Origin of the sequence: Microbacterium sp. CFBP9034, from assembly GCF_034045255.1 — a bacterium.
Taxonomy (GTDB): Bacteria; Actinomycetota; Actinomycetes; order Actinomycetales; family Microbacteriaceae; genus Microbacterium.
Window position 1 is genome coordinate 2379254 of the sequence record NZ_JAXCWC010000001.1, and the last position, 26444, is coordinate 2405697.

The window sequence follows — 26444 nt, forward strand, 5'->3', positions numbered from 1 at the left end:
GCCATGACACGCCGACACATGGCGCCGCCGTACGGCGTGTCTTGGCGACTGGGAGTCTCTCGTGGCCGGCCCAACCGGGCGCAGCACCCGCCGAGCGGCTACTCGCCATGACACGCCGACACATGGCGCCGCCGCACGGCGTGTCTTGGCGACTCGCAAGAGTTCGGCGATGGGAATCCCGCACCGTACTGCTTCGCGCCACCGCGCCGCATCGCCCGGGCACGACCCCGACCCCATCGCACCTCAGCGGGCGACGAGCCTTCGCCGCTGCTCAGAACCAGTCGGACTCGCGGATCTCGCGCATCGCGATCCGGCGCTCCTCCGGCGTCAGCCGGTCGAGGTACAGCGTGCCGTCGAGGTGGTCGGTCTCGTGCTGCAGCGCCTGCGCGAGCAGCCCGTCCCCCTCGAGCACGACCTCGTTGCCGTCGAGGTCGATGCCGACGACCTTGGCGTGCGGGTGCCGCACCGTGTCGTGCCAGAGGCCGGGCACGGAGAGGCATCCCTCGCCGATCGCCTCGGGCTCGCCCGACACCTCCACGAGCACCGGATTGAGCACATACCCGATGTCGCCGTCGATGTTGTAGCTGAACGCGCGCAGCCCGACGCCGATCTGCGGTGCGGCGACCCCGGCGCGCCCGGGCAGCTCGACAGTGTCGAGGAGGTCCCGGACGAGCGCTCGCGTGCCCTCGTCGATCGTCTCGACGGGCGCACTGACGGACTTCAGAACCGGGTCGCCGAAGACCCGGATGGGACGGACTGCCACCGGATGCCTAGGCCGCGGTGGCGAGGGAGCGCAGGCCTTCGACGACCGTGGCCGCCAGGTCGCGCGCCGCGAGGCGTGTGGCGGGATGCAGGTCGCGGAACACGATCGCACTGCCGGCCGCGATGTGCGGGTCGTACGGCATCCGCACGACGGCGCGCACGCGCGTGCGGAAGTGCGCCTCGAGCTCGTCGAGCTGCACCAGCGGGTTGCCGGGCCGGGCGTTGTTCAGCACCACGACGGCACCGCGCACCTTGTCGGAGTACCCGTTCGTCTCGAGCCACGTGAGCGTCTCGGACGCCAGCCGCGCCTCGTCCACGCTGAGCCCGGCCACGATGACGATCTGGTCGGCGAGTTCGAGCGTGGCTCCCATGACGGAGTGCACGATGCCGGTGCCCGTGTCGGTGAGCACGATCGAGTAGTAGTGCGCGGCGAGGGTGGCGACGTCGCGGTAGTCGACATCGCTGAAGGCCTCGGACACGCGCGGATCGGTGTCGGACGCGACGACGTCGAGGCGCGTCTCGTCGCGGGCGACGATGCTCGACAGGTCGTTGAACCCGACCACGTCGCGGCGGATCCGCACGAGATCGCGCACGGTCTTGCCGCTCGTGCGGGCGATCCGCTCCGCGAGAGTGCCGCGATCCGGGTTCGCGTCGACGGCGATCACGCGGTCGTCGCGCGCGTCTGCGAGCGCCATGCCGAGCAGCGTCGTCACGGTCGTCTTACCGACGCCGCCCTTGCGCGAGAGCACAGGGACGAACCGCGCACCGCCGTTGAGCGGCGCCGAGATGCGGCGGTCGAGGTCCTTGCGGGCTCGGGCGCGCTTGCCGTCGCCGAGGTTGATGCGGCGGCCCGAGATCGAGTACACGAGGTGCTGCCACACGCCCTCGGGCTCGGAGCGCACGACCTGGTGGGGGTCGAGCAGCCGGTCGGCGGTGAGAAGGTCCGCGGTCTCGCGGTCGGCTTCGAACTCGCCCAGTCTCTTGGAGGTCATGGTCACATCCGTCCGTGGAAACGAGCGCTCGACGGCCTGAGGCCGCTCGGCCGCCGGTGGCGGGCCGGGCTGTGCGGCGACGGTGGCCGCCGCGGCCGGCGCCGAGGCGACGTTGCCCGACATCAGGTTGTCGAACGCAGAGGGAGTGGTGACGGATGCCGCGGCATCCGGTTCATCGAAGAAGGCCACGTCGTCGGCCTCCACGGTCGCGGAGCCGAGCGCGTCGAACGTGGCCGCAGCGAACTCGTCGGTCTCGGCCACCAGTTCGGCGTCGGCGATGTCTTCGACGAAGGCGGTCGTCTCCACGCCTTCCTCGAAGGTCCAGTCCTCGTGCCCGGCCGCGCTCTCGACGATCTCGGCTTCGGCGGTCTCGGCGGGGATCTCCACGATGAACGGCATCTCGTCGCCGATGACGTCGTCGTCGCCGAGATCGTCCTCGGGCTCGGACGGCAGCTCCACGCTCACCTGGGCGGTCGAGCCGCCGAGGATGCCGAGTCCCGAGGTGTCGAGGCTGCCGGTCTCGGACAGCACGCCGTTCTCGGATTCTTCGGGCGTGTGGTCGGGGCGATCAGGCGTCACTGCGGCGTTCTCCAACACAGAGAGAGGGATTTCGGGCGGGTGCCACCTTCCAGGCTACTGCGAGGGGCGGATGACGACCAAAAGATCGCCGGCATCCACCTGCTGCGTCTCCCCGATCGCGAGGCGCTCGATGACCCCGTCGACGGGTGCGGTGATGGCCGCTTCCATCTTCATCGCCTCGATGGAGGCGACCGGCTCGCCGGCCGCCACGGTGTCGCCGACCGCTGTCTTGAGCGTCACGACGCCGGAGAACGGCGCGGCCACCTGCCCGGACTTCGTCGTGTCGGCCTTCTCGGCCTGACGCGACTCCACCTCGATGCTGCGGTCGCGCACGAACACCGGCCGCAGCTGGCCGTTGAGGGTGGTCATCACGGTGCGGATGCCCTTGTCGTCCGCGGCGCCGATGGCCTCGAGCCCGACGAAGAGCTGCACCCCGCGCTCGATCTCGACGACGTGCTCGGTGCCGGGCGCAAGGCCGTACAGGTAGTCGGCGGTGTTGAGCACGCTCAGGTCGCCGAAGGCTTCGCGGACCTCCTGGAACGTCCGCGTCGGGCCGGGGAAGAGGAGCTTGTTCAGCATCTCGCGGCGGGATGCGGCATCCCCCTCCAGCGCGGCGGACTCCGCCTCGGTGAGCGGCGTGACCTCGATGTTGATCTGACGACCCTGCAGCACCTTGGTGCGGAAGGGCTCGGGCCAGCCACCGGGCAGGTCGCCGAGCTCGCCCGCCATGAAGCCCACGACCGAGTCGGGGATGTCGTAGTTCTGCGGGTTCTCCGCGAAGTCGGCGGGGTCGGCCTTGACGGCGGCGAGATGCAGGGCGAGGTCGCCCACCACCTTGGACGACGGCGTGACCTTCGGCACGCGGCCGAGGATCCGGTCGGCGGCGGCGTACATGTCCTCGATCAGCTCGAAGTCCTCGGAGAGCCCGAGGGCGATCGCCTGCTGGCGCAGGTTCGAGAGCTGTCCGCCCGGGATCTCGTGGTGGTACACCCGGCCGGTGGGGCCCGGGAGGCCCGACTCGAACGGCGCGTACAGGTGGCGCACGGCCTCCCAGTACGGCTCGAGGTCGCTCACGGCGCCCAGGTCGATGCCGGTGTCGCGCTCGGTGTGCGACAGCGCCGCCACGAGGGCCGACAGCGACGGCTGGCTGGTCGTGCCCGACATCGGCGCGGCGGCCGCGTCGACGGCATCCGCCCCGGCCTCGCTCGCGGCGAGCAGGGTCGCGAGCTGACCGCCGGCGGTGTCGTGCGTGTGCACGTGGACCGGCAGGTCGAAGCGGTCGCGCAGGGCGGAGACGAGACGGGATGCCGCGGCCGGCCGCAGGAGTCCCGCCATGTCCTTGATCGCCAGCACGTGGGCGCCCGCGTCGACGATCTGCTCGGCGAGCCGCAGGTAGTAGTCGAGCGTGTAGAGCTCCTCGGCCGGGTTCAGCAGATCGCCGGTGTAGCAGACCGCGACCTCGGCGACCGCGGTGCCGGTGCTCAGCACGGAGTCGATGGCCGGACGCATCTGCGACACGTCGTTGAGCGCGTCGAAGATGCGGAAGATGTCGATGCCGCTCACCGCCGCCTCGCGCACGAAGGCGTCGGTGACCTGGGTCGGATACGGGGTGTAGCCGACGGTGTTGCGGCCGCGCAGCAGCATCTGGATCGCGACGTTGGGCAGAGCGGTGCGCAGGCGGTCCAGGCGCTCCCACGGGTCCTCGCCGAGGAAGCGCAGCGCGACGTCGTACGTCGCCCCGCCCCAGGCCTCGACCGAGAGCAGCTGCGGCGTCAGGCGCGCCACGTACGGCGCGACGGTCACGAGGTCGCGGGTGCGCACGCGGGTCGCGAGGAGCGACTGATGGGCGTCGCGGAACGTCGTCTCGGTCACCGCGAGGGCGGTCTGCTCGCGCAGGGCCTTGGCGAACCCGGCGGGACCGAGCTCGAGCAGCCGCTGACGGGAGCCCGCGGCCGGCTCGGCCAGGAGGTCGGCCTTGGGCAGCTTGAGGCGCGGGTCGATGGTGAGCGGGTTCTCGCCGTTCGGCTTGTTGACCGTCGTGTCGGTGAGCCAGGCGAGCATCTTGGTACCGCGGTCCTTGGACTCGCGGCCCTTGAGCAGCCCCGGGCGCTCGTCGATGAACGAGGTGCTGACGTTGCCGGCGACGAAGTCCGGGTCGTCGAGCACGGCCTGCAGGAACGGGATGTTCGTCGACACGCCGCGGATGCGGAACTCGGCGAGGGCGCGGCGGGCGCGCACGACGGCCGCACCGAAGTCGCGGCCGCGGCAGGTGAGCTTGGCGAGCATCGAGTCGAAGTGCGGGCTGACCTGCGACCCGGCAGCGGTCGTGCCGCCGTCGAGGCGGATGCCGGCGCCGCCGGGCGAGCGGTACGTCGTGATCTTCCCGGTGTCGGGGCGGAACCCCTGGGTCGGATCCTCGGTGGTGATGCGGCACTGGAGCGCGGCGCCGCGGAGGTGGATCCGGTCCTGGGTGAGGCCGAGGTCGTCGAGCGTCTGCCCGGCGGCGATCCGCATCTGCGACTGCACGAGGTCGACGTCGGTGACCTCCTCGGTCACGGTGTGCTCCACCTGGATGCGCGGGTTCATCTCGATGAACACCACCTCGCCGGTGCGGGGCCCCGCCGTCTCGAGGAGGAATTCGACCGTGCCGGCGTTCTCATAGTCGATCGAGCGGGCGAAGGCGACCGCGTAGGCGTGGAGCGCGTCGCGGACGTCGGGATCGAGGTTCGGTGCGGGCGCGATCTCGATGACCTTCTGGTGACGCCGCTGCACCGAGCAGTCGCGCTCGAAGAGATGCACCGTCTCCCCCGCCGAGTCGGCCAGGATCTGCACCTCGACGTGGCGGGGTCGCTGCACGGCCTGCTCGAGGAACACCCGGGCGTCGCCGAACGCACTGCCGGCCTCGCGCATCGCCTCGGCGAGGGCCGGGGCGAGCTCGGCCGGCGTCTCGACACGCCGCATGCCACGGCCGCCGCCACCGGCGACGGCCTTGACGAAGATCGGGAACCCGATGCCCTCGGCCTGCGGCACGAGAACGTCCACGTCGTCGGATGCCTCGGTCGACGCCAGCACGGGCACGCCGGCGTCGATCGCGTGGTGCTTCGCGGTGACCTTGTTGCCCGCCATCTCGAGCACGCGTGCGGGCGGGCCGATGAACGCGATGCCGTGGGCGGCCGCCTTCTCGGCCAGCTCGGGGTTCTCCGAGAGGAAGCCGTAGCCGGGGTAGATCGCGTCGGCACCGGCCTCCTGGGCCACGCGGATGATCTCGTCGACATCGAGGTAGGCCCGCACCGGATGCCCGCGCTCCCCGATCAGATACGCCTCGTCGGCCTTCAGCCGGTGGAGCGAGTTGCGGTCTTCGTACGGGTAGACCGCGACCGTTCGGGCGCCCAGTTCGTAGGCGGCGCGAAACGCTCGGATGGCGATTTCACCACGGTTCGCGACGAGAATCTTGCGGAACATTCGACCTCCGAAGGCGGCGGTGCGGGCGGGCCTGAGTGTGCTCTCAGCCTAGGGGACGGTAACGTGGTGCCTTGTGCACGTCCTATCCGTCAGCTCGCTCAAGGGTGGTGTCGGCAAGACGACCGTGACTCTCGGACTCGCATCGGCGGCTTTCGCCCGTGGTGTCCGCACGCTCGTCGTCGACCTAGACCCGCAGTCCGACGTGTCGACAGGCATGGACATCCAGGTCGCAGGTCGCCTGAATGTCGCCGATGTCCTCGCCAACCCGAAAGAGAAGACGGTCCGTCAGGCCATCACCTCCAGCGGCTGGGCGAAGGTTCATCCCGGCACGATCGACGTCATGATCGGCAGCCCGTCCGCCATCAACTTCGACGGTCCGCACCCGAGCGTGCGCGACGTCTGGAAGCTCGAGGAGGCGCTGGCGACGATCGAGGCCGACTACGACCTCGTGCTCATCGACTGCGCTCCGTCGCTCAACGCGCTCACACGCACCGCGTGGGCCGCGAGCGACCGGGTGATCGTCATCACCGAGCCCGGGCTTTTCTCGGTCGCGGCGGCTGACCGAGCGCTCCGCGCGATCGAGGAGATCCGCCGGGGCCTCTCTCCCCGCCTGCAGCCCCTCGGCATCGTGGTGAACCGCGTGCGCCCGCAGTCCATCGAGCACCAGTTCCGCATCAAGGAGCTGCGCGACATGTTCGGCCCGCTCGTGCTCGCGCCGCAGCTCCCCGAGCGCACCTCGCTGCAGCAGGCGCAGGGCGCCGCGAAGCCGCTGCACATCTGGCCCGGCGACTCCGCACAGGAGCTCGCGGCCGACTTCGACTCGCTGCTCGACCGCGTCATGCGCACCGGCCGCATCCCGGTGCCGGGCGAGGCCCGCGCCTAGAGCGGTCCGAGCACTCCCGCTCCCTCGCGCACCTCGAACACCAGCTGCGTCTCGGTCTTCGTCACGGCCGGGTGACTCGTGATGTGCTCGAGGATGAGGTCGCGCAGCCGCTCCGGGCTCGCCACCGCCACGTGGAGGTGGAAGTCGTTGTCGCCCGCGACGTGCACGACCGACAGCGCGCCGGGGATCTCGACGAGCCGATCGAACAGCTCGTCGATGTGCACGCGACTGTGACTGGAGAGGTGCACCTTGACGACGGCCTGGATCGGGCGGCCGATGGCGGCAAGGTCGAGTCGGGCCGTGATGGTCTCGATCACTCCCGCGGCGCGGAGCGCCCGCACGCGATAGGCGCACGTCGATTCCGCCACGCCGACGCGCGCCGCGAGGGCGGCGTTGGTCATGCGGCCGTCCTCGAGGAGCGCGGCCAGGATCGCCCGGTCCACGTCGTCCAACGACGCCTGTTGCGGATTCTTCGACGCGATCGTCATGGCGCGGTCCCTTCTTGCGGATTCCACGCATCATACGACGCGATTTGATCACAGCGCTCCATTCAGCTTGCCAATGTCTGCGATATCACCGAACATCTGTCCATGGCACCGAAGACGCTGCACCCCGACAGCCTTGCCGTGCACGCCGGCCGCGACGATCTCGCGGAGCTCGGAGTGCACGCTCTCCCCCTCGACCTCTCGTCGACCAACCCGCTCCCCGGCATCGACGTCGGGGGCCTGTCCTACGAGGTCCTCGCCACCGGTGGCCACCCGTTCGAGGGCGGCTCGCACGTCTACGCGCGGCTGTGGAACCCCACTGTCGCGCGGTTCGAAGAGGCGCTCGCCCGGCTCGAGCACGCCGAGGAGTCCGTCGCCTTCTCGTCGGGCATGGCCGCCGTGACCGCCGTGCTCCTGGCGCTCTCCCACGAGCAGGGCAAGCGGCACATCGTCGCGGTACGTCCGCTGTACGGCGGCACCGACCACCTGCTCGCGTCGGGCCTGCTGGGCGTCGAGGCCACGTACTGCACTCCGGATGCCGTGGCCGCCGCGCTGCGGCCCGACACCGCGCTGGTCATCCTCGAGTCCCCCGCCAACCCCACGCTCGAACTCGTCGACATCCGCGCGGTCATCGCGGCCGCCGGCGACGTGCCGGTGCTCGTCGACAACACCTTCGCGACGCCGGTGCTGCAGCATCCGCTCGACCTCGGCGCCGCGCTCTCGCTGCACAGTGCGACGAAGTACCTCGGCGGGCACGGCGATGTCGTCGGTGGCGTCGTGGCGTGCGACGCGCAGACGGCCGCCGCGCTGCGCCGCACGCGAGCCATCACCGGAGCGATCATGCACCCGCTGGCGGCGTACCTGCTGCACCGAGGGCTGCCGACTCTGCCGATCCGCGTGCGGGCTCAGCAGGACGGTGCGCGCACCGTCGCCCGCTGGCTCACGACCCGCCCGGAGGTCGCCCGCGTGCACTTCCCCGAGTTCCCCGAGTGCGACCCCCGCGGACTGATCGGCACCCAGCAGTCCGGCCCGGGGGCCATGATCGCGATCGAGCTCGCCGGCGGGTTCCAGGCGGCGAGCGAGTTGACCGCAGCAGTGGAGCTCTTCACCCACGCGGTGTCGCTCGGCAGCGTGGACTCGCTCATCCAGCACCCGGCCGCGCTCACGCACCGTCCGGTGCAGTCCGAGGCCAAGCCGTCGGACGCGCTCGTTCGACTGTCGATCGGGCTGGAGGATCCAGCCGATCTGATCGCGGACCTCGAGCGCGCGTTCGCGACGACGACGCCCGCGCGTCAGCCGATGGCGGCTTCGACGAGCTGAGTCAGGCGGTGCGTGCGGCGCGGCGGGCGGACAGTTCGTCCACCGCCTCGAGCGCCTGCGCGTCGAACGAGACCAGCTCGGATTCGACCTCGCGCAGCACCTTGCCGACCGCGATGCCGAAGACGCCCTGGCCGCGGCTGACGAGGTCGATGACCTCGTCGTTCGAGGTGCAGAGATAGACCGATGCGCCGTCGCTCATGAGCGTGGTGCCGGCGAGGTCGCGGATGCCGGAGGCCCGGAGCTGATCGACGGCGGTGCGGATCTGCTGCAGTGAGATCCCGGTGTCGAGGAGTCGCTTGACCAGCTTCAGCACGAGGATGTCGCGGAAGCCGTACAGGCGCTGCGAGCCGGAGCCGCTGGCGCCGCGCACGGTCGGCTCGACGAGCTCGGTGCGGGCCCAGTAGTCGAGCTGGCGGTAGGTGATCCCGGCCGCGCGGGCGGCGACGGCGCCGCGATAGCCGACCTCGTCGTCCATGGCCGGAAGTCCGTCGGTGAAGAGGAGTTCGGCGACGAACGGCTCGTTGTCGGCCGCATCTCGAGCAGTCATGCTCGCCCCCCTACGGATCGGATAGTTCCACGCTAGATGAGCCACCCCGGTCCGGCAACGACATCGGGTGTTGGGGCCCGGCGTGTCGCACGATCGGGCCGCGGCAGGTCGTCAGGACAGCAGTCGGTCCAGCGCCGACCGGACGAAGATCGCCCGCACGTCGTCGAGCCGCTTGGCGAGCTCGGGCGCGAGCTCGCCCGCCCGGCCGCGGGACGAGGCATCCGTCCGCCGCAGCAGCGGCGCGAGAGCCTGTTCCACCAGCGCCACATCGCGCTCCGCGTTCTGGCGCAGCGCGCGCACGTGACGCGGCTCGATGCCGTGCCGGTCGAGCGCGACCAGGGCGCGCAGCAGGGCGACGGAGCTGTCGGTGTAGGCGTCGGAGCCCGTCAGCACGCCGGTGCTGATCGCGTCGTTGAGCAGCTGCGGCGCGGCGCCCGAGGCGGCGAGCAGCTCGTCGCGGCGGTAGCGGCGCGGAGCCGGCACGATCGACGGCGGCGGCACCGCGGTCGGCGTCGCGGGCTCACGCCCCGCGTCGACGTCGGCGAGGTACTCCCGGATGACCACGAGCGGAAGGTAGTGATCGCGCTGCAGGGTGAGCGCCAGCCGCAGTCGCTCGAGGTCGGTGGGGGAGAACTTGCGGTAGCCCGACTCGGTGCGCAGCGGCGTGACGATGCCCTGGACCTCGAGGAAGCGGAGCTTGCTCGACGTCAGCGAAGGGAACTCGGGTGAGAGCCGGGCAAGGACCTGCCCGATGCTCAGAAGACCCGCGCACGATGATCGTTCGCGGGCGGATGCGGCGGGCATCACCCGTCCGCGGCCTGGGCCAGGTCGGCGGGAGAGACGAAGAAGTTCAGCCGGAACTTGCCGACGCGCACCTCGGAGCCGTTGCGCAGTGTGGCGCGGTCGACGCGTTCGCCGTTGACGTAGGTGCCGTTGAGCGAGCGCTGGTCGACGAGCTCGAACGACGAGCCGGTGCGGGTGATCTCGGCGTGACGACGCGACACCGTGACGTCGTCGAAGAAGATGTCGGCTTCGGGATGCCGCCCCACCGTCGTCACGTCGGTGTCGAGCAGATAGCGGGCGCCCGCCGTCGGGCCCGAGCGGACCAGAAGGAGCGCGGCTCCCGCGGGGAGCGCGTCGATCGCCTCGAGCTCTGCCTCGGCGAGTTCGCTCCCGAAGGGCACGAACGACAGGTCGGAGTCATGCCCGAACGTCTGCGTCGTGTCGGTTCCGCGGTCGGAGTCGCCCGAGTAGGCATCTCCACCGGAAGCCCGGCGGATGTCGCCCTGTTCGGGTCGGCGGTGTTCCTCCACGGTGTTCCTCCTCTGACTTGCCAGCCTATCCGATCACCCGCCCGACGAAAGGGTCGGATTGGGCCGCGACGCGAGCTGGCACATTGTTTCGTCACGTGTCGACTCGGATGCCCTCCGGCATCGTCCGTCCTAACGTGTTCGGAGATCGAAACTACGAGAAGGAGTCCCACCGTGTCGAGCCAGCACCGCCACTTCCCGCCCCTCGAGGTGCGCGAGAGTGTGACGTGCATGTGCGACCACGGCGATGCCTGCTCCTCGTTCGCCCCCGGGCACGCGCTGCATCTCATCCAGTCCCGGCTCGCATCCGCGACGCCGTCCGACTGGGCGGACGCGATCGTCGATTCCGTCGACCCGGATGCCGGCACCATCGTCGTACGCGGCCTCGCCGACGGGGCGCCGATCGATCTCTGGAACGGCGCCGGCGCCGCGCTCGTGCTGACTCCCGGCACCCCGGTCGCCCTGCACGGGCGCTACCACGTGCTCGCGGTCGGACGCGAGCGGTTCAACATCCTGCGCGGCTGAGCCGCTCAGTCAGGGGTGACGGCGGCTCAGGCCGTCGCCATCATCATGTCCTTGACGGCCATGCACGCCTCCATGCAGGCCTTGCAGGACTGAGCGCACATCTTGCAGACCTCGCTGTGGTCGGCGTGCTCCATGCACTCGTCCATGCAGAGCTGGCACATGGCGATGCAGGCGTCGAGCATGGCCATCATCGATGCCGGGTTCATGCCCTGCATGCGCATCATGCTGCGCATCATCGTGTTGCACATGTCCGCGCAGTTCATGCACGCCGGTGCGCACGACATCATCTGGGTGGAGCACACCGTGCATGCCTGCTCGCAGGCCGAGCAGGCATCCATACACGCCTGCAGCACCGACATGTCCATGTTGCCCATCCCGGGCATCGCCATCATGTCCTTGGACATGGCGTCCATCATCATGGAATCCATCTGCCCACCTCGCTTCCGTACGTCGTCGTCCGCGAGCAGGTTCGCCCGCCTGCGGCCCATGGTAGACGCGGGGCAGAGCGCTGAGAAGGCTCCACCGACGACGATCGGCGGATGTCACAAGGAATTCACAAACCACCTCGGACGGAGCGACCCCCGTCCCGCCTGCGAAGGACGGGACGGGGGTCGCACGCCGGACTCAGTCGCCTGATGCCGCCCAGAAGATGGCCTGTGCCGCTTGGCTCATGGCCCCCTTCGGGTGCGTGCGGAAGAACGGCGTCGTGCCGAACACCACGGCGCGGGCGCCGGAGGCGGACTCGCCCGAGATGACCGCCGCCTGACCGGCTGCTGCCGCAGGCCCGTTGGTACCGGCGCCGCTCGCACGCCAGTGACCTGCGAGGAGCACGTCGTCGGCGTAGGTCAGCTCCGCGCTCGTCCCCGCGCCGAGGTTGGTGAACCAGTAGGCGGGGTAGATGAACGACGTGTCCTGCGGGTACGCGGAGAAGATCGAACCCTCAGCGGTGTCGACATCGACGATGCCGTTGCCGGAGCCGTTGCCGGCCACGACCGTGCCCGAGACCAGCCCGTACGTCGACGCGACGGCGAACGCCTGATTGGTGCGTCCGACGATCGACCCTCCGGCGTCGACCCACTGCTGCACGTAGGTGCGACCTGCCGAGCCGGCCGCGAGCGAGAACGACGTGCCGACCCAGAGCAGGTCGGCGTCTTCGAGTCCGGTCGTTCCGGTCGCGGCTCCGCTCTGCACGCCCGCTGCCGTCACTCGCACGATGTCGGTGAATCCCAGTTCGGCGAGCGCGAGCGCATCGTCCTGGTTCCCCGCCACCGCGATCGTGAGATCGTCGAGCGCTGTCGCCTCGTCGAGCTCTGCGACGTCTGCGGCCGAGACCGCCTCGAAGGCGATGTCATAGGTCACGACCGCCTTCGCCGCGGCGGCGAGGCCGTCCTGGCCCACGACGGCGCGGCCGTCGTCGAGCAGCCACACCGATGCGTCGGCCTCGAGCAGCGAGTTCAGCGCCCGGTAGTCCTCGACACCCGCGACGTCGAACGCCACGTAGGCGGCCTTCTTCGGCAGCACGCCGTTCTGAGGAACACGGTGCAGCGCCACGGCGCCGCCGATCGCGGCGTCCGTCGTCGATCCGACCTTGTCGACCGTGGCCCCCCAGAGATACGCGAGGCTCCACGCCGAGATGTCGTACATCGACGGCACCTTGTCGGAGATGTCGGTGCCGAGATCGAGCAGGACGTTGGCCAGGCCGCGTCGCGGCTGGTGCATGTCGACGACGAACGAGCCTGCCGGATACGTCGCACCGCCGACGGCCGTGGCACGGGAGAGCTTGCTCACCTGAACGCCGTGGAAGAGCAGAGCGTCCACCAGGGCTTCGGCGTCGGAGGCCGAGCGCTGCTCGTCGCCGACCGGGATGACATATGCCCGCGGCAGCTGGACCGGATCCTGGTCGTCCGCGACGTCCCAGTACTCCTTCCACTGGTCGGGGCCGGGAACGGAGGCCACCTCCGCGGCGGTGAGCGAGTCCTTCGGTGCGCCCTCGAGACCGCGGCGGAAGTTCTCGATCTGGTCGGCGAGCATCACATCGGAGTTCTCGGTGACGTACTGCACCATCGACTCCATCGTCTGCTTGGCGACCGCCGTGTTGATGACGGCATTGGCGGGCGTCGTGGTCGACCCGGTCCGCCCGCGCGGCAGCTCGACGGTCGCGGTCACGGCGCCGTGGAAGGCGGCGTACTGCGCAGTGAAGATCGGCGGGTAGTCGTCCCATCCCGACGGGGTGTCGCGGTACGGGATCTTGATGTTCCCGGTGTTGGTGGAGGTCACTCCGCCGGTCGCCCGGTCGTAGTAGGTGTTGCCGGGGATCTCCGCGGCCACGACGTCGGCCTCGACCTGCAGCGCCGCCGCGTAGGCGTGCGGGATGAAGAGGTCGTACTCGTAGTTCTCGCCGTGCGGCGGACCGCAGGGCTCCACCTGGAGCACGCTCGTGTAGCCGTGGAAGTCAGCCGCGTAGAGCGGCTGCAGCGCCTGTGCCGTCGCGACGAACGATCGCGCCTCGGGCGTGGTGAGCGTCACCATGTCGCGGTTGGCATCGAGCGACAGCGCGGTCGCCCGTGTGGCGATCGTGCGCCCGTCGGGGTTGAGCGTCAGCGAGAAGTAGAGCCGGTGCTCCTCGAGCATCGACACCGTCGCCGGGTCGTCCGACACCGCGAGGTCTTCGATGAACTGCATCGCCGCATCGGTGCCCTCCCACTCGTTGCCGTGGATGTTCGAGCTGATCCAGATCGGCGTCTTGTACCCGGCGGAGAGCTGAGGGTCGCTCGCAGCCTTGGCGGGCGCGGTGCGGATCTCTTCCCGCCACTTGGACTGCCGGGCGGTCTCGCCCCGGCTCTCGGGAGCGGTGAGGGTCACGAGATACAGGTCGCGTCCGCTCGTCGACTGGCCGACCAGCTGCGTCGACACCCGGTCGCTCTCGGCCATCAGCTCATTGAGCCGTGGCGCGATCTCCGAGAACGCGATCGTCTCGTTCAAAGTCGTCGCATCGGGGCTGTCCGCGGGATACACGGTGAGAGCCGGCTGGAACGGATACGACGTCGGCATCGCGATCGCGCCGTCGGTCGCCTTGGCCGCCTGTCCGGCCTTCGCCAGCTTGACGAGGTCGGCGAACGACGTCGACGTCGTCGAGTCGGGATCGCGGTCGGGTCCCCTGCCGTGGGGGTCCTCAGCGGCGGCGATCGCGGCCGCGGGAAGCGGCGCCGCGAAGGCCGCTCCGCTGGTGAACGAGGCTGCGGCCACGGCGACGCCGCCGAGAACCGCGATGGAGCGCAAGAATCTCATGACTTCCTTTTCCTGGTCGGGCGTCCGCTGCCGCGGGCGCGAGCCCGCGGGCTCGGCGTCAGCGTCGCACGCCGCTGTTTCCACGGCGGAACCGTTCGTGAACGCCGTGTTTCCGGCCTTGAGACAGCACCCGGATGGTCGAAACCTAGCGGCTAGGCTCGATCGGGTGGTAGCCCTGCATCGTTCCCTCCGCCCCTTCGTGCTCTGCGCCGCGCTGCTGCTCGCCGCCCTCGCGCTCCTGCTGACGGCGTCGCCCGCGTCCGCCCACGATGAGCTGCTCGGCAGCGATCCGGCCAACGGGGCAGAGCTCGACGCCGTGCCGGCCGCGCTGACGCTCACCTTCAGCGGTGCGATCGCGGCCGACGAGGGGGCGTCCGAAGTGCAGGTGACGGATGCCGCGGGCACCTCGCTCGTCGCCGGCGCGCCGGTCGCGCAGGACAACGTGCTCACCCAGCCGCTCGCGGGTGAGGCATCCGGTGCCGTCACGGTGCTGTGGAAGGTCGTCTCGAGCGACGGCCACCCGATCTCGGGCCAGTTCACGTTCACCGTGACCCCGGCGCCTGCCCCCACCGAGACGTCGACCCCGGCGCCCACCGCAACCGAGACGGCCGAGCCCACGCCCAGCGTCGAGCCCACCCCGACCGCGGAGCCGCTCCCCGAGGACCCGCTCATGGAGGCCGCCGACATGCGGCCGTGGCTCATCGGCGGCATCCTCGCGCTGCTCGCTCTCGCGGGCGGGATCATCTACCTCGTCGTCTCTCGCAAGAGGCGCGATCGGGCCCTGGCGGAGAACCGCGAGAAGGCTCTGGGCGGAGCCCCCGGGCCCGACTCGACCCCTCCCGCCGACCGTTAGGCTTGAGGCATGCCTCACTACGATGTCGTCATTCTCGGCGCGGGCCCCGGCGGATACGTCGCTGCCGTCCGCAGCGCACAGCTCGGCCTCTCCGTCGCGATCATCGAGGAGAAGTACTGGGGCGGTGTCTGCCTCAACGTCGGCTGCATCCCCTCCAAGGCTCTTCTGAAGAACGCCGACCTCGCGCACCAGTTCCACCACAAGGCCGATCTGTTCGGCATCTCGGGTGATGTGCACTTCGACTTCGGAGTCGCGTGGGATCGCAGCCGCAAGGTGGCCGACACCCACGTCAGGGGCATCCACTACCTGATGAAGAAGACCAAGGTCACCGAGTACGAGGGCCGCGGTTCGTTCGTCGACGCCAACACCATCGACGTCGCGAAGGCCGACGGCTCGAGCGAGCGCGTGACCTTCGACAACGCCATCATCTCGACCGGCTCCAAGGTGCGCCTTCTCCCGGGCGTCGAGATCGGCGGCAACATCGTCACGTACGAGGAGCAGATCCTCACGCGCGACCTCCCGCAGTCCATCGTCATCGTCGGCGCCGGCGCCATCGGCATGGAGTTCGCCTTCGTCATGGTGAACTACGGCGTCAAGGTCACGATCATCGAGTTCCTCGACCGCGCGCTCCCCAACGAGGACGCGGACGTGTCGAAGGAGATCGCCAAGCAGTACAAGGGCTACGGCGTCGACATCCTCACCTCCACCAAGGTCGAGACCGTCACCGATCACGGCGACAAGGTCAGCGTCACCTACACCGCCAAGGACGGCACCGCCGGTTCGATCGACGCCGACAAGGTCATGATGTCGATCGGCTTCGCGGCCAACGTCGAGGGCTTCGGCCTCGAGAACACCGGTGTGAAGCTCACCGACCGCGGCGCGATCGAGATCGACGACTTCATGCACACGTCGGTGCCCCACATCTACGCGATCGGCGACGTGACCGCCAAGCTGCAGCTCGCCCACGTGGCCGAGGCGCAGGGCGTCGTGGCCGCCGAGACGATCGGCAAGGCCGAGACGATGGCGCTGGGCGACTACCGCATGATGCCGCGGGCGACGTTCTGCTCGCCGCAGGTGGCGTCGTTCGGCCTCACCGAGCAGCAGGCGCGCGACGCCGGCTACGACGTCAAGGTCGCGAAGTTCCCCTTCTCGGCCAATGGCAAGGCGAACGGCCTGGGCGAGCCCATCGGCTTCGTCAAGCTCATCGCCGACGGCGAGCACCTCGAGCTGCTCGGCGGCCACCTCATCGGCCCCGATGTCTCCGAGCTCCTCCCCGAGCTCACGCTCGCGCAGAAGTGGGACCTCACCGCTCTCGAGGCGGCCCGCAACGTGCACACGCACCCGACGCTGTCGGAGGCCGTGCAGGAGGCCTTCCACGGTCTCGCCGGGCACATGATCAACCTCTGACCCGTCAGAGCGGGAAGCCCCGGACCCCTCGGGTCCGGGGCTTCGTGCTTGTCGTCAGGGCCGCAGCACGAGCAGCGAGCTCGTCGCGGTCGCGAGGGCGGTGCCCGCGGCATCCTCCAGCACTCCCTCCGCGAAGATCACGCGCGAGCCGCCCTTCACCACCCGGCCCCGCGCACGCAGCAGGCCCGTCGTTGCGAGGATCGGCCGCAGGTACGAGACGTTCAGGTCGATCGAGGTGTAGCCGACGCCGGCCGGAAGCGTGCTGTGCGCCGCGCAGCCGACGACCGTGTCGAGCAGCGTGCAGGCAAGCCCGCCGTGCACCATGCCGAGCGGGTTGTAGTGGTACTCCCCCGGCTCGCACTCGAACACGACCTCGCCGGGCTCGACCGCGACCATCCAGAAGTTCATGAGCCGCGACACCGGAGGCGGCGGGATCTCCTCGGCCAGCAGCGCCCGGAGGTAGCTGAGTCCGTCCAGCCCGCGTGAGGCGGCCAGCGGCGGGCCGGGATCGGCCCAGTCGAAGGATCGGGTGCGCGGCGTGTCCGTGGTCATGCCCTCACCCTAGAACCGGCACGGCCGGCGAGGGTTCAGTGCCCGAGCGTCCGGCCGAGTTTGGAATCGGATGCCGCGGCCCGCCCGCCGGCGGCGTGCACGGCGGCTTCGGCCGCGGTGAGCAGCGCGACGCGGGCCTCGCCCGAAGCGGGTGCGGCGGGCCCGAGCTCGAACTCCCACTCGCGCCACGCGCGCTCCATGCCGGTGCGCGCATCGGTCGCTGCGACGCGGTCGTCGACGAACTCGGCGACGACTCCGCCGTCGGGCGACAGCAGCGCATAGGCGGTGCGGGTGTTGCGGATCCGCGCGAGCGGACTCAGGGTCGCGGCATCCGCCACAGCCGACACGGCCGACCGCACGTCGTCGGGCACCACGACGTCGGGCCAGGCCGCGTCCCCCGGCGCCACGACATCGGGCACGACGTCGTCGGCCCCGAGCGGCCAATGCAGCTCGGTGCGGCCGTCGCCGACGCGGGGTCCCTTGATGTGCCAGCCCTCGTCCGGCCCGCCGGTGCGACGGCGCAGCGCGTACCCGGCGCGGGAGAGTGCCAGGTCGTCGGAGTCGAAGTAGCGCGCGTCGAGCTCGCGCAGCTCGGGGTCGCCGACCGACGCGACGCCGGGCAGTCCGGTCCAGTCGGGCACCGGGGTGTCGTCGTCGACGTCGAACTTCAGCTCGACCTCCACCGAGCGCGACGGCTCGGACGGCAGGGTCGGGTCAGCGCCGCTCACGGGCCTGATCGCTGTACGGGTCGATCTCACCCTCCGACTCGACGAACCAGAACTCCGCCTCCGCGGGGCCGTCGTCCTCACCCGTGCGCTCGAGGGCGCCCTTGCGCTCGTAGACCACCTGCGTCTCGCTGTAGGGGACGATCATGCGGTCGAGGTCGGCGTCATCCAGGGGAAGGAGCTGTCCGTCGAGCGGACCTCCGTGCAGTCGTGCGATAGCCATGAGCAGAGCCTAGACCCGGGGCCCGACCTCGGCCGCGACCTTGACAAGCGCTCCGGATGCTGTGAGCCGCGGCATCCGCTCGAGTGCAAGCGTCTTCATCCGGTGCCCCTAGAATCACTCGCGTGAAGGCCATCCGAACGTTCACCGTCCGCCCCGTCCTCGCGGAATCCCTCGCACCCCTCGACCGCCTCGCCTCGAACTGGCGCTGGTCGTGGAGCCGGGCGACGCACGCGCTGTTCGCCTCGATGGACCCCGCACTGTGGGACGAGATCGGCGCGAACCCGGCGCGCATGCTCGGTGCTCTCGGCCAGCAGCGCCTCGACCAGCTCGCGCAGGATGACACCTTCGTGCAGCGCGTGCGCGAGGAGGACGAGCGCCTGACCGCCTATCTCGAGGGAGACCGCTGGTTCCAGGGCCTCGAGGGCGACAAGCCGGCGCACATCGCCTACTTCTCCCCCGAGTTCGGCGTCGACGGTTCGCTGCCGCAGTACTCGGGCGGTCTCGGCATCCTGGCCGGCGATCACCTCAAGAGCGCGTCCGACCTGGGCGTTCCGCTGACCGGCGTCGGCCTCTTCTATCGCGCCGGGTACTTCCGCCAGTCGATCGGCGACGACGGCTGGCAGCGCGAGAGCTACCCGCTGCTCGACCCGTACGGCCTCGGCCTGACGCTGCTGCGCGACCTCGAGGGCGCGCCCGTCGAGATCTCGCTGCAGCTCCCCGGCGACCGCACGCTGTTCGCCCGCATCTGGGTCGCCGACATCGGCCGCATCCCGCTGCTGCTCCTCGACTCCGAGACGCCGTCGAACTCCGACGACATGCGCAAGGTCACCGATCGCCTCTACGGCGGCGGCGGGGAGCACCGCCTGCTGCAGGAGCTGCTGCTCGGCGTCGGCGGCGTGCGGGCGGTGCGCGCGTGGAGCTCGATCGCCGGGCGGCCCGCCCCCGACGTCTACCACACGAACGAGGGCCACGCCGGGTTCCAGGGCCTCGAGCGGATGTCGGAGCTCATCACCGACGACGGCCTCGGGTTCGACGAGGCCCTCGCCCAGGTGCGCGCCTCGACCGTGTTCACGACCCACACGCCGGTGCCCGCCGGCATCGACCGGTTCCCGCGCGAGCTCATCGCCGACTTCCTCTCGCACGGGCTCTTCCGCAACCTCGACGCCGGTCGCGCCATCGCCCTGGGGCTCGAGACCTGGAGCGGCGGCGACCAGGGCGTCTTCAACATGGCAGTGCTCGGCCTCCGCCTCGGCCAGCACGCCAACGGCGTCTCGGTGCTGCACGGCGAGGTCAGCCGCGGCATGTTCGGCCAGCTGTGGCCGGGCATCGACGCCGACGAGGTTCCCATCACCTCGATCACGAACGGCGTGCACGCGCCGACGTGGGTGCATCCCGCGCTCAAGGCCGTCAGCGAGCGGGTGTTCGGCGACGCGCACACCGACACGCACGACTGGACCGACCGCGATGCCGTCTCGGATGCCGAGCTCTGGGGCGTCCGCCAGCAGATGAAGGGCGAGCTCGTGGCCGAGGCGCGGCGGCGGGTCGCGGCATCCCTGCAGGCCAACGGCTCGAATGTCGTGCCGTCGTGGATCGACGACATGCTCGACCCCGAGGTGCTCACGATCGGGTTCGCGCGTCGAGTGCCGACGTACAAGCGCCTGACGCTGATGCTGCGCGACCCCGAGCGGCTGACGCGGCTGCTCACCGACCCCGAGCGCCCGGTGCAGATCGTGATCGGCGGCAAGTCGCACCCGGCCGACGACTCGGGCAAGATCCTCATCCAGCAGCTCGTGAAGTTCAGCCGCGACCCCAAGGTGCGCGGACGCATCGTTTTCCTGCCGGACTACGACATCACGCTCGCCAAGGACCTCTACCCCGGGTGCGACGTGTGGCTGAACAACCCGCTGCGTCCGCTCGAGGCGTGCGGCACCAGCGGCATGAAGGCCGCACTCAACGGCGTGCTCAACCTCTCGATCCTCGACGGGTGGTGGGACGAGTGGTACGACGGCCAGAACGGCTGGGCGATCCCGACCGCCGACACCGCCGCGAACGACGAGGAGCGCGACGACGCCGAGGCGACGGCGCTCTACGACCTCATCGAGCACCAGCTCGTGCCCCGGTTCTACGAGCGCCAGGGCGGCATTCCGCTCGCGTGGCTCGGCATGGTCCGGCACACGATGACCGAGCTCGGCAAGAAGGCCACGAGCGACCGGATGGTGCAGGACTACGTCCGGCGCCTGTACGTGCCTGCCGCCGCGCACGAGCACGCGCTACGGGCCGACGGCTTCGCCGAGGCGAAGGCTCTCGCGGCCTTCGTGTCGCGGGTGAAGGATGCCTGGCCCCGCGTCTCGGTCGCCGGCGTCGACAGTTCCGGCATCCCGCAGCAGGCGAAGGCGGGCGATGCGCTCGAGGTGAGCGCCGCCGTGCGGCTCGACGGGCTCTCGCCCGACGACGTCGCGGTCGAGCTGGCTTACGGGCGCACCAACGAGGACGACGCGCTCGCGCGCGACCACTCGGTGCACCGCCTCTCCCCCGCGGGTCCTGCGGTCGACGGCGTGACGACGTTCACGGGCACGCTGCCGCTGACCGTGACGGGAACGTTCGGATACAACGTGCGCCTCGTGCCGACGCATCCGCAGCTCGTCTCCCCCGTCGAGCTCGGTCTTGTGACGTACGCCTCCTGACCCGCTCCGGTTTGCGAGCCGAACGCCCGCCCGGTCGTTGGGCGAGCGAAGCGAGACGAAACGCCCGGGGCTCGATCCGGGGTAGCTTCCGGGCCTGAACATTAAAACGTTCCAATGAACCGGCCCTCAGAGCCCTTCCCCGTTGACCCCGCCCGGATCGCGAACTAGCGTCGCTGACGGAAAGCGTATTCCGCGCCGTCCGAACAGCGCCCATCAGGGCCGAAACCGGGAGCACGATTCGACGATGAATCTTCGAAGCACTTCTGCACGAACACTGGCGGCCGGCGGCATCGCCGGTGCCCTGATCCTCGGGCTCGTCCAGCCCGCGTCGGCCACCGGCGGCACGGAGCGACCTCAGCTCGAGGCCCTCGACCGCGGCCTCGTGGCGGTCTCGACGTCCGACGGCGTGTTCCTCAGCTGGCGCCTGCTGGCCCCCGAGGCGGGTCCGGCCACCGACACCGGCCTCAGCGGGCCGTCGTTCGCGGTCTTCCGGGACGGCGAGCGCATCGCCACCGTCGACGACAGCACGAACTACGCCGACGCCGCGGGCACCGCCGACTCGGTATACACCGTCGCCCCGGCGTGGCACGACGTCGTCGGCACGCAGGCCGAGGGCGTCTCGGCGTGGGAGGCCGGGTACTACGACCTGCCGCTGCGCAAGCCCGCCGACGGGGTCACCCCGGCCGGCGAGGCCTACACCTACGCGGCGAACGACGCCGCCGTCGCGGATGTCGATGGCGACGGCGCGTACGAGTTCGTCGTCAAGTGGGATCCGTCCAACTCCAAGGACGTGTCGCAGAAGGGCTACACCGGCCCGGTCTTCATCGATACCTACGAGTTCGACGGCACGCTGCTGAACCGTCTCGACCTGGGGCTGAACATCCGCGCCGGCGCCCACTACACGCAGTTCATGGTCTCCGACTTCGACGGCGACGGCCGGGCAGAGACCATGCTCAAGACCGCACCCGGCACGACCTCCATCCGGTACGCGGCCGACGGCACCGTGGTGAGCGAGCAGCCCATCACGATGCTGCCCGCCGACCTCGAAGCCGGGTATCGGGCCACCGACGACTACCGCATGAGCGCCGCCGACTACCGGTCGCATCTCATCGAGGTGTTCCAGGGGTGGTCGGAGCATCCCGAGGTCGTGGCCGGCCACTGGCCCGCGACGCTCGAGCAGGCGTGGGGCATCCCCGTGGCGCACGAGTACCCGCTGTCCGAGGCGCACGCCGCCGAGCTCACCGATTACTTCATCGGCGTCTACGCCCCGGCGCGCAGCGCGCGCAACGACCTGACGACCTTCGAGGGCTTCATCGTCGACGGACCCGAGTACCTGTCGGTGTTCGACTCGGCCACCGGCGAAGAGCTCGAGACCGTCGCCTACGAGCCCGGTCGCGGCGACGACGGCCTGCTGTGGGGCGACTACGCGATGTCGCGCATCGAGCCCGGCAACCGCGTGGATCGCTTCCTCGCGGGTGTGGCGTACCTCGACGGCACGCACCCCTCGGCGATCTTCGCCCGCGGGTACTACACCCGCTCGACGGTCGCGGCGTACGACTGGGACGGCGAGCACCTGTCGCAGCGCTGGTTCGTCGACAGCGGCCACGTGCCGATGACGAACCCGTTCAACGACGGCCCGCACGGCCGCGACGGCACCGACCCCGAGTACGGCCGGCTCACGACGCAGGGCTTCCACTCGCTCAGCGCGGCCGACGTCGACGGCGACGGCAAGCACGAGATCGTCTACGGCGCCGCGACGCTCGATGACGACGGCGGGCTGCTCTACAGCTCGTTCGACGAGCTCCCCGAGGGCAGCGCCGCACCGGGCGAGACGGTTCGCCTCGGCCACGGCGATGCGATGCACGTGACCGACATCGACCCGAACCGCCCGGGGCTCGAGATCTGGACCGCCCACGAGGGTGCGACATTCGCCCCCTACGGTTCGGCGATGCGGGATGCCGCGACCGGCGAGGTGCTGTTCGGCTCCTACTCCGGTCGTGACACCGGTCGCAGCATGATCGGCGATGTGCGCACCGACTCCCCCGGCGCCGAGGTGTGGGCGAGCATGCCCAACGGCACCGAGGGCTCCGGTCTGCTCAGCGCGACCGGCGCGCCGCTCAGCCCGACCACGCCGGGCACGAACCAGTCCATCCGCTGGGCCGCCGACCTGACGACGCAGATCGTCGACGGCGCCCTCGAGGTGACGCCGACGATCCGCGACTGGACCCGCGGAGTCGTGCTCACCGCCGACGGCACGCGCACGAACAACGGCACCAAGGGCAACCCGTCGCTCGTGGCCGACGTGCTCGGCGACTGGCGCGAGGAGCTGCTCGTGCGCACCGCCGACTCGTCGGCGCTGCGCATCTACACGAGCACCGAGGTGACGAACCACAAGCTGACGACCCTCATGCACGACGTGCAGTACCGGGCCGAGGCTGCCCGCCAGAACACGACCTACAACCAGCCGTCGTACACGAGCTATTACCTCGGCAGCGACATGGACTTCGGCCAGGTCCCGCTGCAGACGACCGCGGCGACCCCCAAGTCGCCGAAGTTCGTCGACCTGCCGGGTGCGAAGCTCGACATCGTGATCGTGCCCCACGACCGCTCGTTCGAGTACTACCTCGACGGCGAGAAGGTGAAGGCAGGCCCGCACCGTGTCGCGCGCGGCGCCGAGGTCACGGTCACCGCCGTGCCGAGGCCGTACGTGGCGATCGAGCTGGGTGCGACGAGCACCTGGTCGAAGGACTACCGAGGCTGAGCCCAGGCAAGGCAGGGCGGGCGGATGCCGTGGCGCGAGGTCGCGGCATCCGCTCGCCGTAGGCTTGGGGGGTGAAGCCGTTCGTCCTCCTCGCCACCCGGGCGGAGGACGTGCCCGCCGACGAGGAGTACGCCCTCTTCCTCCGCTACACCGGGCTCGATGAGCGCCACCTCGTGCGCGTTCGTCTCGAGGCCGGGCCCATGCCCGACTTCGATCTCGACGGGCTGTCGGGCATCTTCGTCGGGGGCGGGCCGTTCAACGCCTCCGACCCCGACGACAAGAAGTCGGACGTGCAGCACCGCGTCGAGGCGGAGTTCCAGACCCTCCTCGACCGGGTCGTCGACCGCGACTTCCCCTTCCTCGGCGCCTGCTACGGCATCGGCACCCTCGGCGTGCACCAGGGCGCCGTGATCGACCGCACCTACCCCGAGCCGATCAGCGTGGTGCCGGTCACGCTGACCGAGGCCGGGGCATCCGATCCCCTCCTCGACGGGCTGCCGCGCGAGTTCGGGGCGTTCGTCGGGCACAAGGAGGCCATCTCGACGCTGCCGGCCTCAGCCACGCTGCTGGCGTCGTCGCCGTCGTGCCCGGTGCAGATGTTCAAGGTGCGCGAGAACGTGTACGCGACGCAGTTCCATCCCGAACTCGACGTCGACGGCATCACCACGCGCATCCACGCGTACGCCGGCTACGGCTACTTCGAGTCCGATGAACTCGACCTGACGCTGGCGGCCGTGCGCCGCGCGGCGGTGTCGCACCCGAGCATCATGCTGCGCCGGTTCGTCGAGCTGTACGGGCGGTAGGCGCCGGCCCCGGGGGCGCGGCTCTGTTCCGGCCGATTGTCCGGTGGTACGCTCCGTCCACCGGCTGACCTCTGCCGCCCGAACCGAGGTGCATCATGGGCTCGAAGAAACCACTGCTTCTCGGTGCGGCGATCGTCGTGGTGACGGCATCCGCTCTGCTGGTTCCGGCGATCGCGTCCGGGGTGACGCTGGTCCCGACCTTCTCGCCCACCGCCGTCACCGATACCGACGACGGCCCCGGCAACAACGGTCAGGGCAACGCGTGGGGTCACCACAAGGACTCCGAGGACTTCCCCGGCAACAACGGCCAGGGCAAGGACAAAAGGGACAAGGACGCGAAGGCCGACGGCGAGGGCGAGGACGGCCGCGGTCACGCGTGGGGTCAGCACAAGGACTCCGACGACTTCCCCGGCAAGAACGGCCAGGGCAAGGGCAACCCGCACAACGACGACTCCGACGACGAATAGCCCTCGGTTCACTCCGTCGCCGGCTGCTCCCCCTGTGCTTCGGGAAGGCCGGCGATCGCGTACGCCACGGGGGCGGCGCCGGCGGGGATGTGCGGATAGGGCAGGTCGAAGTCGACGAACACGACCGCACCGCTCAGTTTTCGCCCGCGTCCGGTCGCGAGTCCGGTCTTCACTCCCCCGAAGGTGACGGTGACGGATGCCGGCAGCACCAGGTCGTCGACCGTTGTGCCGTCGTCGGGATGCAGTCCGCTGGGCAGATCGACGGCGATGACCCTCGGCTTGCCGCTGCGCACCGCCGGCAGCAGCGCAGACACCACGAGACGTGCGGCGCCGCGGAGGACGGGAGCGCCGGACGTTCCGATGCCCAGGATGCCGTCGAGCACGAGGTCGTAGTCGCCGAGACCGTCGAGCGCGACCTCCCGTGCCCCTCCCGCGAGGGCGGTGGCGAAGGCCTGCTCGTGGACGCGGTCGGACGTGCGGAAGACGTCGATCTCGAGGGCGTCGCCCTCGACCTTCCGCTGCGGGATCCACTGCAGCAGGGCGGCCGCCGCGTAGAGGGCATCGCCGCCGTTGTCGCCGCCGCCCGCGAGCACGAGGATGCGTCCGACGAGCGGGCCTGGTGCGACGTCGAGCGGCTGGCCGCGCACGGCCCGCGCGGTGACTCCGGGTTCGAGCAGCTCATCGACGACGACCTCGGCGAGCGAGCGGGCGGCGTAGAGCATGAGGGGAACCCCGCGGGCGAGCACCGGCTGCTCGGCGGCGCGCACCTGAGCGGCCGTGAACGTCGGCACCCATTCGCTCATGACTTCTGGCGCGTCTTCTCTTCGACCGTCCGCGCAAGATTGAGCTCCGTCGTCGCGACGCGCACGGCGTTCTCGGCGCGACGCACCCGGCGGAGTTCGAAGGTGGTTGCGCCGTAGCGCTCGCGCACACGGTCGTGGTCTTCGGCGATGCCGACGATGATCCAGGTCGAAGCGAGCAGGATGACCTGAGCCGACAGGTTGAACCACAGCAGCAGGGCGATCAGGGCGGCGAACGTCGCGAAGAGCGGGTTGGCCCCGGCACCGCGCACGAAGAGGCCCGAGAGCTGCTGCAGCACGGTGAGGCCGACCGCGCCGATGAGCGAGCCGACGATGAGGCGGCGCGGTCGCGCCTTGACGCCACTCAGCACGACGAAGGCCAGCGCGATGACGGCGGCGTCGAGGATGAACACGGCGAGGATGGCGAGCGCCTGAGTGGCGATGTCGGCGACGAACTCCTGGGCACCGAACCAGTTCGCGGTCGTCTCGATGAACGTCGCGCCGTAGAACGTCACGGCGGCCGAGAGCACGAACCCCCCGCCGATCGCGATCGCCAGCAGCAGGTTGCGCAGGATCACCCAGACCCAGAACGCGTCGTCATGGATCTCGTCCGCGAGGGTGCGGAGCCCCGCACGCAGCGAGCCGATCGCGCCGATGGAGGCGCCGACAAGACCGACGAGTGCCAGGATGCCGGCGACCGTCAGCCCGACGGGCGCCTGGATCGACTCGACCTTGATGACGCCGTCTTCGCCGATGAGCCCGGGGACGGCCGCTTCGACGGTGCTCACCAGCGCCTGCCACGCCGCGGGGTTGTCGCCGAGCCAGAGAGCGGCGAACGAGAACCCGAGCAGGACCGCGGCGAAGGCCGAGAACAGGGTGCGGTACGTGACGCTGTCGGCCAGCATGAGGCCGCGACGCTCGAGGTAGTGGAACCAGACGCGCACCGGCTTCAGCGAGAGGGCCCAGGCGGTGACTTTCGCGATCAGGTCGGCCATTGCGCCACCCTATCGAGCGAT

The 26444-nt window shown here is 70.3% G+C and carries 23 protein-coding genes; 9 read left to right on the forward strand and 14 right to left on the reverse strand.

Features of this window, described 5'->3' with window-relative positions:
• Positions 1–271: 271 nt before the first annotated feature.
• Genes SOM19_RS11025 through SOM19_RS11035 form a run of 3 tightly spaced genes read right to left on the reverse strand, consistent with a single transcriptional unit; the run spans position 272 to position 5795 of the window.
• Positions 272–763: a peptide deformylase gene (locus SOM19_RS11025; RefSeq protein WP_320486561.1), complete on the reverse strand. Its 492-nt coding sequence runs from the start codon at positions 761–763 to the stop codon at positions 272–274.
• Positions 764–770: 7 nt separating this feature from the next.
• Positions 771–2333 (reverse strand): MinD/ParA family ATP-binding protein, encoded by a 1563-nt coding sequence (locus tag SOM19_RS11030; protein WP_320486562.1) that lies wholly within the window; start codon positions 2331–2333, stop codon positions 771–773.
• A 54-nt stretch (positions 2334–2387) separates the two neighbouring features.
• Positions 2388–5795 carry a pyruvate carboxylase gene (locus tag SOM19_RS11035; RefSeq protein ID WP_320486563.1) on the reverse strand — a complete coding sequence of 1136 codons (3408 nt, stop codon included), beginning with the start codon at positions 5793–5795 and terminating at the stop codon, positions 2388–2390.
• 73 nt (positions 5796–5868) lie between these two features.
• Between SOM19_RS11035 and SOM19_RS11040 the strand changes: the two genes are divergently transcribed.
• Complete coding sequence (locus SOM19_RS11040; RefSeq protein ID WP_214466769.1) at positions 5869–6678, forward strand: ParA family protein; 810 nt, start codon at positions 5869–5871, stop codon at positions 6676–6678.
• Here SOM19_RS11040 and SOM19_RS11045 read toward each other — a convergent pair.
• Entirely contained in the window at positions 6675–7166 is a 492-nt protein-coding gene (locus SOM19_RS11045; protein ID WP_320486564.1) for an Lrp/AsnC family transcriptional regulator, read from the reverse strand. The two genes, SOM19_RS11040 and SOM19_RS11045, sit on opposite strands and share 4 nt — an antisense overlap.
• A gap of 102 nt (positions 7167–7268) precedes the next feature.
• On the opposite strand from SOM19_RS11045, the gene SOM19_RS11050 reads away from it, so the two are divergent.
• A complete protein-coding gene (locus tag SOM19_RS11050; RefSeq protein WP_320486565.1) occupies positions 7269–8483 on the forward strand; it encodes a trans-sulfuration enzyme family protein in 1215 nt (404 codons plus the stop codon).
• A 1-nt stretch (position 8484) separates the two neighbouring features.
• Here the strand turns inward: SOM19_RS11050 and SOM19_RS11055 are convergent, their stop codons facing one another.
• From SOM19_RS11055 to SOM19_RS11065, 3 genes are all read right to left on the reverse strand, one after another.
• Positions 8485–9030, reverse strand: a complete 546-nt coding sequence (locus tag SOM19_RS11055; protein ID WP_320486566.1) for a MerR family transcriptional regulator — start codon at positions 9028–9030, stop codon at positions 8485–8487.
• Between the two features lie 111 nt (positions 9031–9141).
• Positions 9142–9834 carry a transcriptional regulator FtsR gene (gene ftsR / locus SOM19_RS11060; protein ID WP_320486567.1) on the reverse strand — a complete coding sequence of 231 codons (693 nt, stop codon included), beginning with the start codon at positions 9832–9834 and terminating at the stop codon, positions 9142–9144.
• Positions 9834–10343 (reverse strand): FHA domain-containing protein, encoded by a 510-nt coding sequence (locus tag SOM19_RS11065; protein WP_320486568.1) that lies wholly within the window; start codon positions 10341–10343, stop codon positions 9834–9836. The genes ftsR and SOM19_RS11065 overlap by 1 nt, the downstream gene beginning before the upstream one ends.
• Before the next feature lie 171 nt (positions 10344–10514).
• Here SOM19_RS11065 and SOM19_RS11070 point away from each other — a divergent pair, with 171 nt between their 5' ends.
• A complete protein-coding gene (locus SOM19_RS11070; protein WP_320486569.1) occupies positions 10515–10865 on the forward strand; it encodes a hypothetical protein in 351 nt (116 codons plus the stop codon).
• A gap of 26 nt (positions 10866–10891) precedes the next feature.
• Here the strand turns inward: SOM19_RS11070 and SOM19_RS11075 are convergent, their stop codons facing one another.
• On the reverse strand, positions 10892–11293 hold the full coding sequence (locus SOM19_RS11075) for a four-helix bundle copper-binding protein (protein ID WP_320486570.1): 402 nt from the start codon (positions 11291–11293) through the stop codon (positions 10892–10894).
• Positions 11294–11489: 196 nt separating this feature from the next.
• Positions 11490–14153, reverse strand: a complete 2664-nt coding sequence (locus SOM19_RS11080; RefSeq protein WP_320486571.1) for a M14 family zinc carboxypeptidase — start codon at positions 14151–14153, stop codon at positions 11490–11492.
• A gap of 166 nt (positions 14154–14319) precedes the next feature.
• Between SOM19_RS11080 and SOM19_RS11085 the strand changes: the two genes are divergently transcribed.
• Both SOM19_RS11085 and lpdA read left to right on the forward strand, forming a co-directional pair.
• A complete protein-coding gene (locus tag SOM19_RS11085; protein WP_320486572.1) occupies positions 14320–15006 on the forward strand; it encodes a copper resistance CopC family protein in 687 nt (228 codons plus the stop codon).
• A gap of 9 nt (positions 15007–15015) precedes the next feature.
• The gene (gene lpdA, locus SOM19_RS11090) at positions 15016–16413 is read left to right on the forward strand and encodes a dihydrolipoyl dehydrogenase (RefSeq protein ID WP_320486573.1); all 1398 of its coding nucleotides are present in this window, start codon (positions 15016–15018) and stop codon (positions 16411–16413) included.
• 54 nt (positions 16414–16467) lie between these two features.
• Here the strand turns inward: lpdA and SOM19_RS11095 are convergent, their stop codons facing one another.
• From SOM19_RS11095 to SOM19_RS11105, 3 genes are read right to left on the reverse strand one after another with little or no spacing between them, the layout of a single operon-like run.
• Positions 16468–16965: a PaaI family thioesterase gene (locus SOM19_RS11095; RefSeq protein WP_320486574.1), complete on the reverse strand. Its 498-nt coding sequence runs from the start codon at positions 16963–16965 to the stop codon at positions 16468–16470.
• 35 nt (positions 16966–17000) lie between these two features.
• Positions 17001–17693: a CYTH domain-containing protein gene (locus SOM19_RS11100; protein WP_320486575.1), complete on the reverse strand. Its 693-nt coding sequence runs from the start codon at positions 17691–17693 to the stop codon at positions 17001–17003.
• The gene (locus SOM19_RS11105; protein WP_320486576.1) at positions 17680–17913 is read right to left on the reverse strand and encodes a response regulator; all 234 of its coding nucleotides are present in this window, start codon (positions 17911–17913) and stop codon (positions 17680–17682) included. The genes SOM19_RS11100 and SOM19_RS11105 overlap by 14 nt, the downstream gene beginning before the upstream one ends.
• Positions 17914–18035: 122 nt before the next feature.
• On the opposite strand from SOM19_RS11105, the gene glgP reads away from it, so the two are divergent.
• The 4 genes from glgP to SOM19_RS11125 all read left to right on the forward strand — a co-directional run bounded on the left by glgP (position 18036) and on the right by SOM19_RS11125 (position 24628).
• On the forward strand, positions 18036–20597 hold the full coding sequence (gene glgP, locus SOM19_RS11110; protein ID WP_320486577.1) for an alpha-glucan family phosphorylase: 2562 nt from the start codon (positions 18036–18038) through the stop codon (positions 20595–20597).
• 244 nt (positions 20598–20841) lie between these two features.
• The gene (locus SOM19_RS11115; RefSeq protein WP_320486578.1) at positions 20842–23358 is read left to right on the forward strand and encodes a rhamnogalacturonan lyase; all 2517 of its coding nucleotides are present in this window, start codon (positions 20842–20844) and stop codon (positions 23356–23358) included.
• Between the two features lie 71 nt (positions 23359–23429).
• Positions 23430–24161, forward strand: coding sequence for a glutamine amidotransferase (locus SOM19_RS11120; RefSeq protein ID WP_320486579.1), 732 nt, complete (start codon positions 23430–23432; stop codon positions 24159–24161).
• A 95-nt stretch (positions 24162–24256) separates the two neighbouring features.
• On the forward strand, positions 24257–24628 hold the full coding sequence (locus SOM19_RS11125) for a hypothetical protein (protein WP_320486580.1): 372 nt from the start codon (positions 24257–24259) through the stop codon (positions 24626–24628).
• A gap of 8 nt (positions 24629–24636) precedes the next feature.
• Here the strand turns inward: SOM19_RS11125 and SOM19_RS11130 are convergent, their stop codons facing one another.
• Entirely contained in the window at positions 24637–25431 is a 795-nt protein-coding gene (locus tag SOM19_RS11130) for an NAD(P)H-hydrate epimerase (RefSeq protein ID WP_320486581.1), read from the reverse strand.
• Positions 25428–26423 (reverse strand): YihY/virulence factor BrkB family protein, encoded by a 996-nt coding sequence (locus SOM19_RS11135; RefSeq protein ID WP_320486582.1) that lies wholly within the window; start codon positions 26421–26423, stop codon positions 25428–25430. The genes SOM19_RS11130 and SOM19_RS11135 overlap by 4 nt, the downstream gene beginning before the upstream one ends.
• Positions 26424–26444 lie beyond the last annotated feature (21 nt).

Coding starts and splice junctions, on each gene's coding strand:
- SOM19_RS11035 (WP_320486563.1), bottom strand. CDS start 5,795: ATGTTCCGCAAGATTCTCGTCGCGAACCGTGGTGAAATCGCCATCCGA.
- SOM19_RS11045 (WP_320486564.1), bottom strand. CDS start 7,166: ATGACGATCGCGTCGAAGAATCCGCAACAGGCGTCGTTGGACGACGTG.
- SOM19_RS11050 (WP_320486565.1), top strand. CDS start 7,269: ATGGCACCGAAGACGCTGCACCCCGACAGCCTTGCCGTGCACGCCGGC.
- SOM19_RS11055 (WP_320486566.1), bottom strand. CDS start 9,030: ATGACTGCTCGAGATGCGGCCGACAACGAGCCGTTCGTCGCCGAACTC.
- ftsR (WP_320486567.1), bottom strand. CDS start 9,834: ATGCCCGCCGCATCCGCCCGCGAACGATCATCGTGCGCGGGTCTTCTG.
- SOM19_RS11075 (WP_320486570.1), bottom strand. CDS start 11,293: ATGGATTCCATGATGATGGACGCCATGTCCAAGGACATGATGGCGATG.
- SOM19_RS11080 (WP_320486571.1), bottom strand. CDS start 14,153: ATGAGATTCTTGCGCTCCATCGCGGTTCTCGGCGGCGTCGCCGTGGCC.
- lpdA (WP_320486573.1), top strand. CDS start 15,016: ATGCCTCACTACGATGTCGTCATTCTCGGCGCGGGCCCCGGCGGATAC.
- SOM19_RS11095 (WP_320486574.1), bottom strand. CDS start 16,965: ATGACCACGGACACGCCGCGCACCCGATCCTTCGACTGGGCCGATCCC.
- SOM19_RS11105 (WP_320486576.1), bottom strand. CDS start 17,913: ATGGCTATCGCACGACTGCACGGAGGTCCGCTCGACGGACAGCTCCTT.
- SOM19_RS11115 (WP_320486578.1), top strand. CDS start 20,842: ATGAATCTTCGAAGCACTTCTGCACGAACACTGGCGGCCGGCGGCATC.
- SOM19_RS11125 (WP_320486580.1), top strand. CDS start 24,257: ATGGGCTCGAAGAAACCACTGCTTCTCGGTGCGGCGATCGTCGTGGTG.
- SOM19_RS11130 (WP_320486581.1), bottom strand. CDS start 25,431: ATGAGCGAATGGGTGCCGACGTTCACGGCCGCTCAGGTGCGCGCCGCC.
- SOM19_RS11135 (WP_320486582.1), bottom strand. CDS start 26,423: ATGGCCGACCTGATCGCGAAAGTCACCGCCTGGGCCCTCTCGCTGAAG.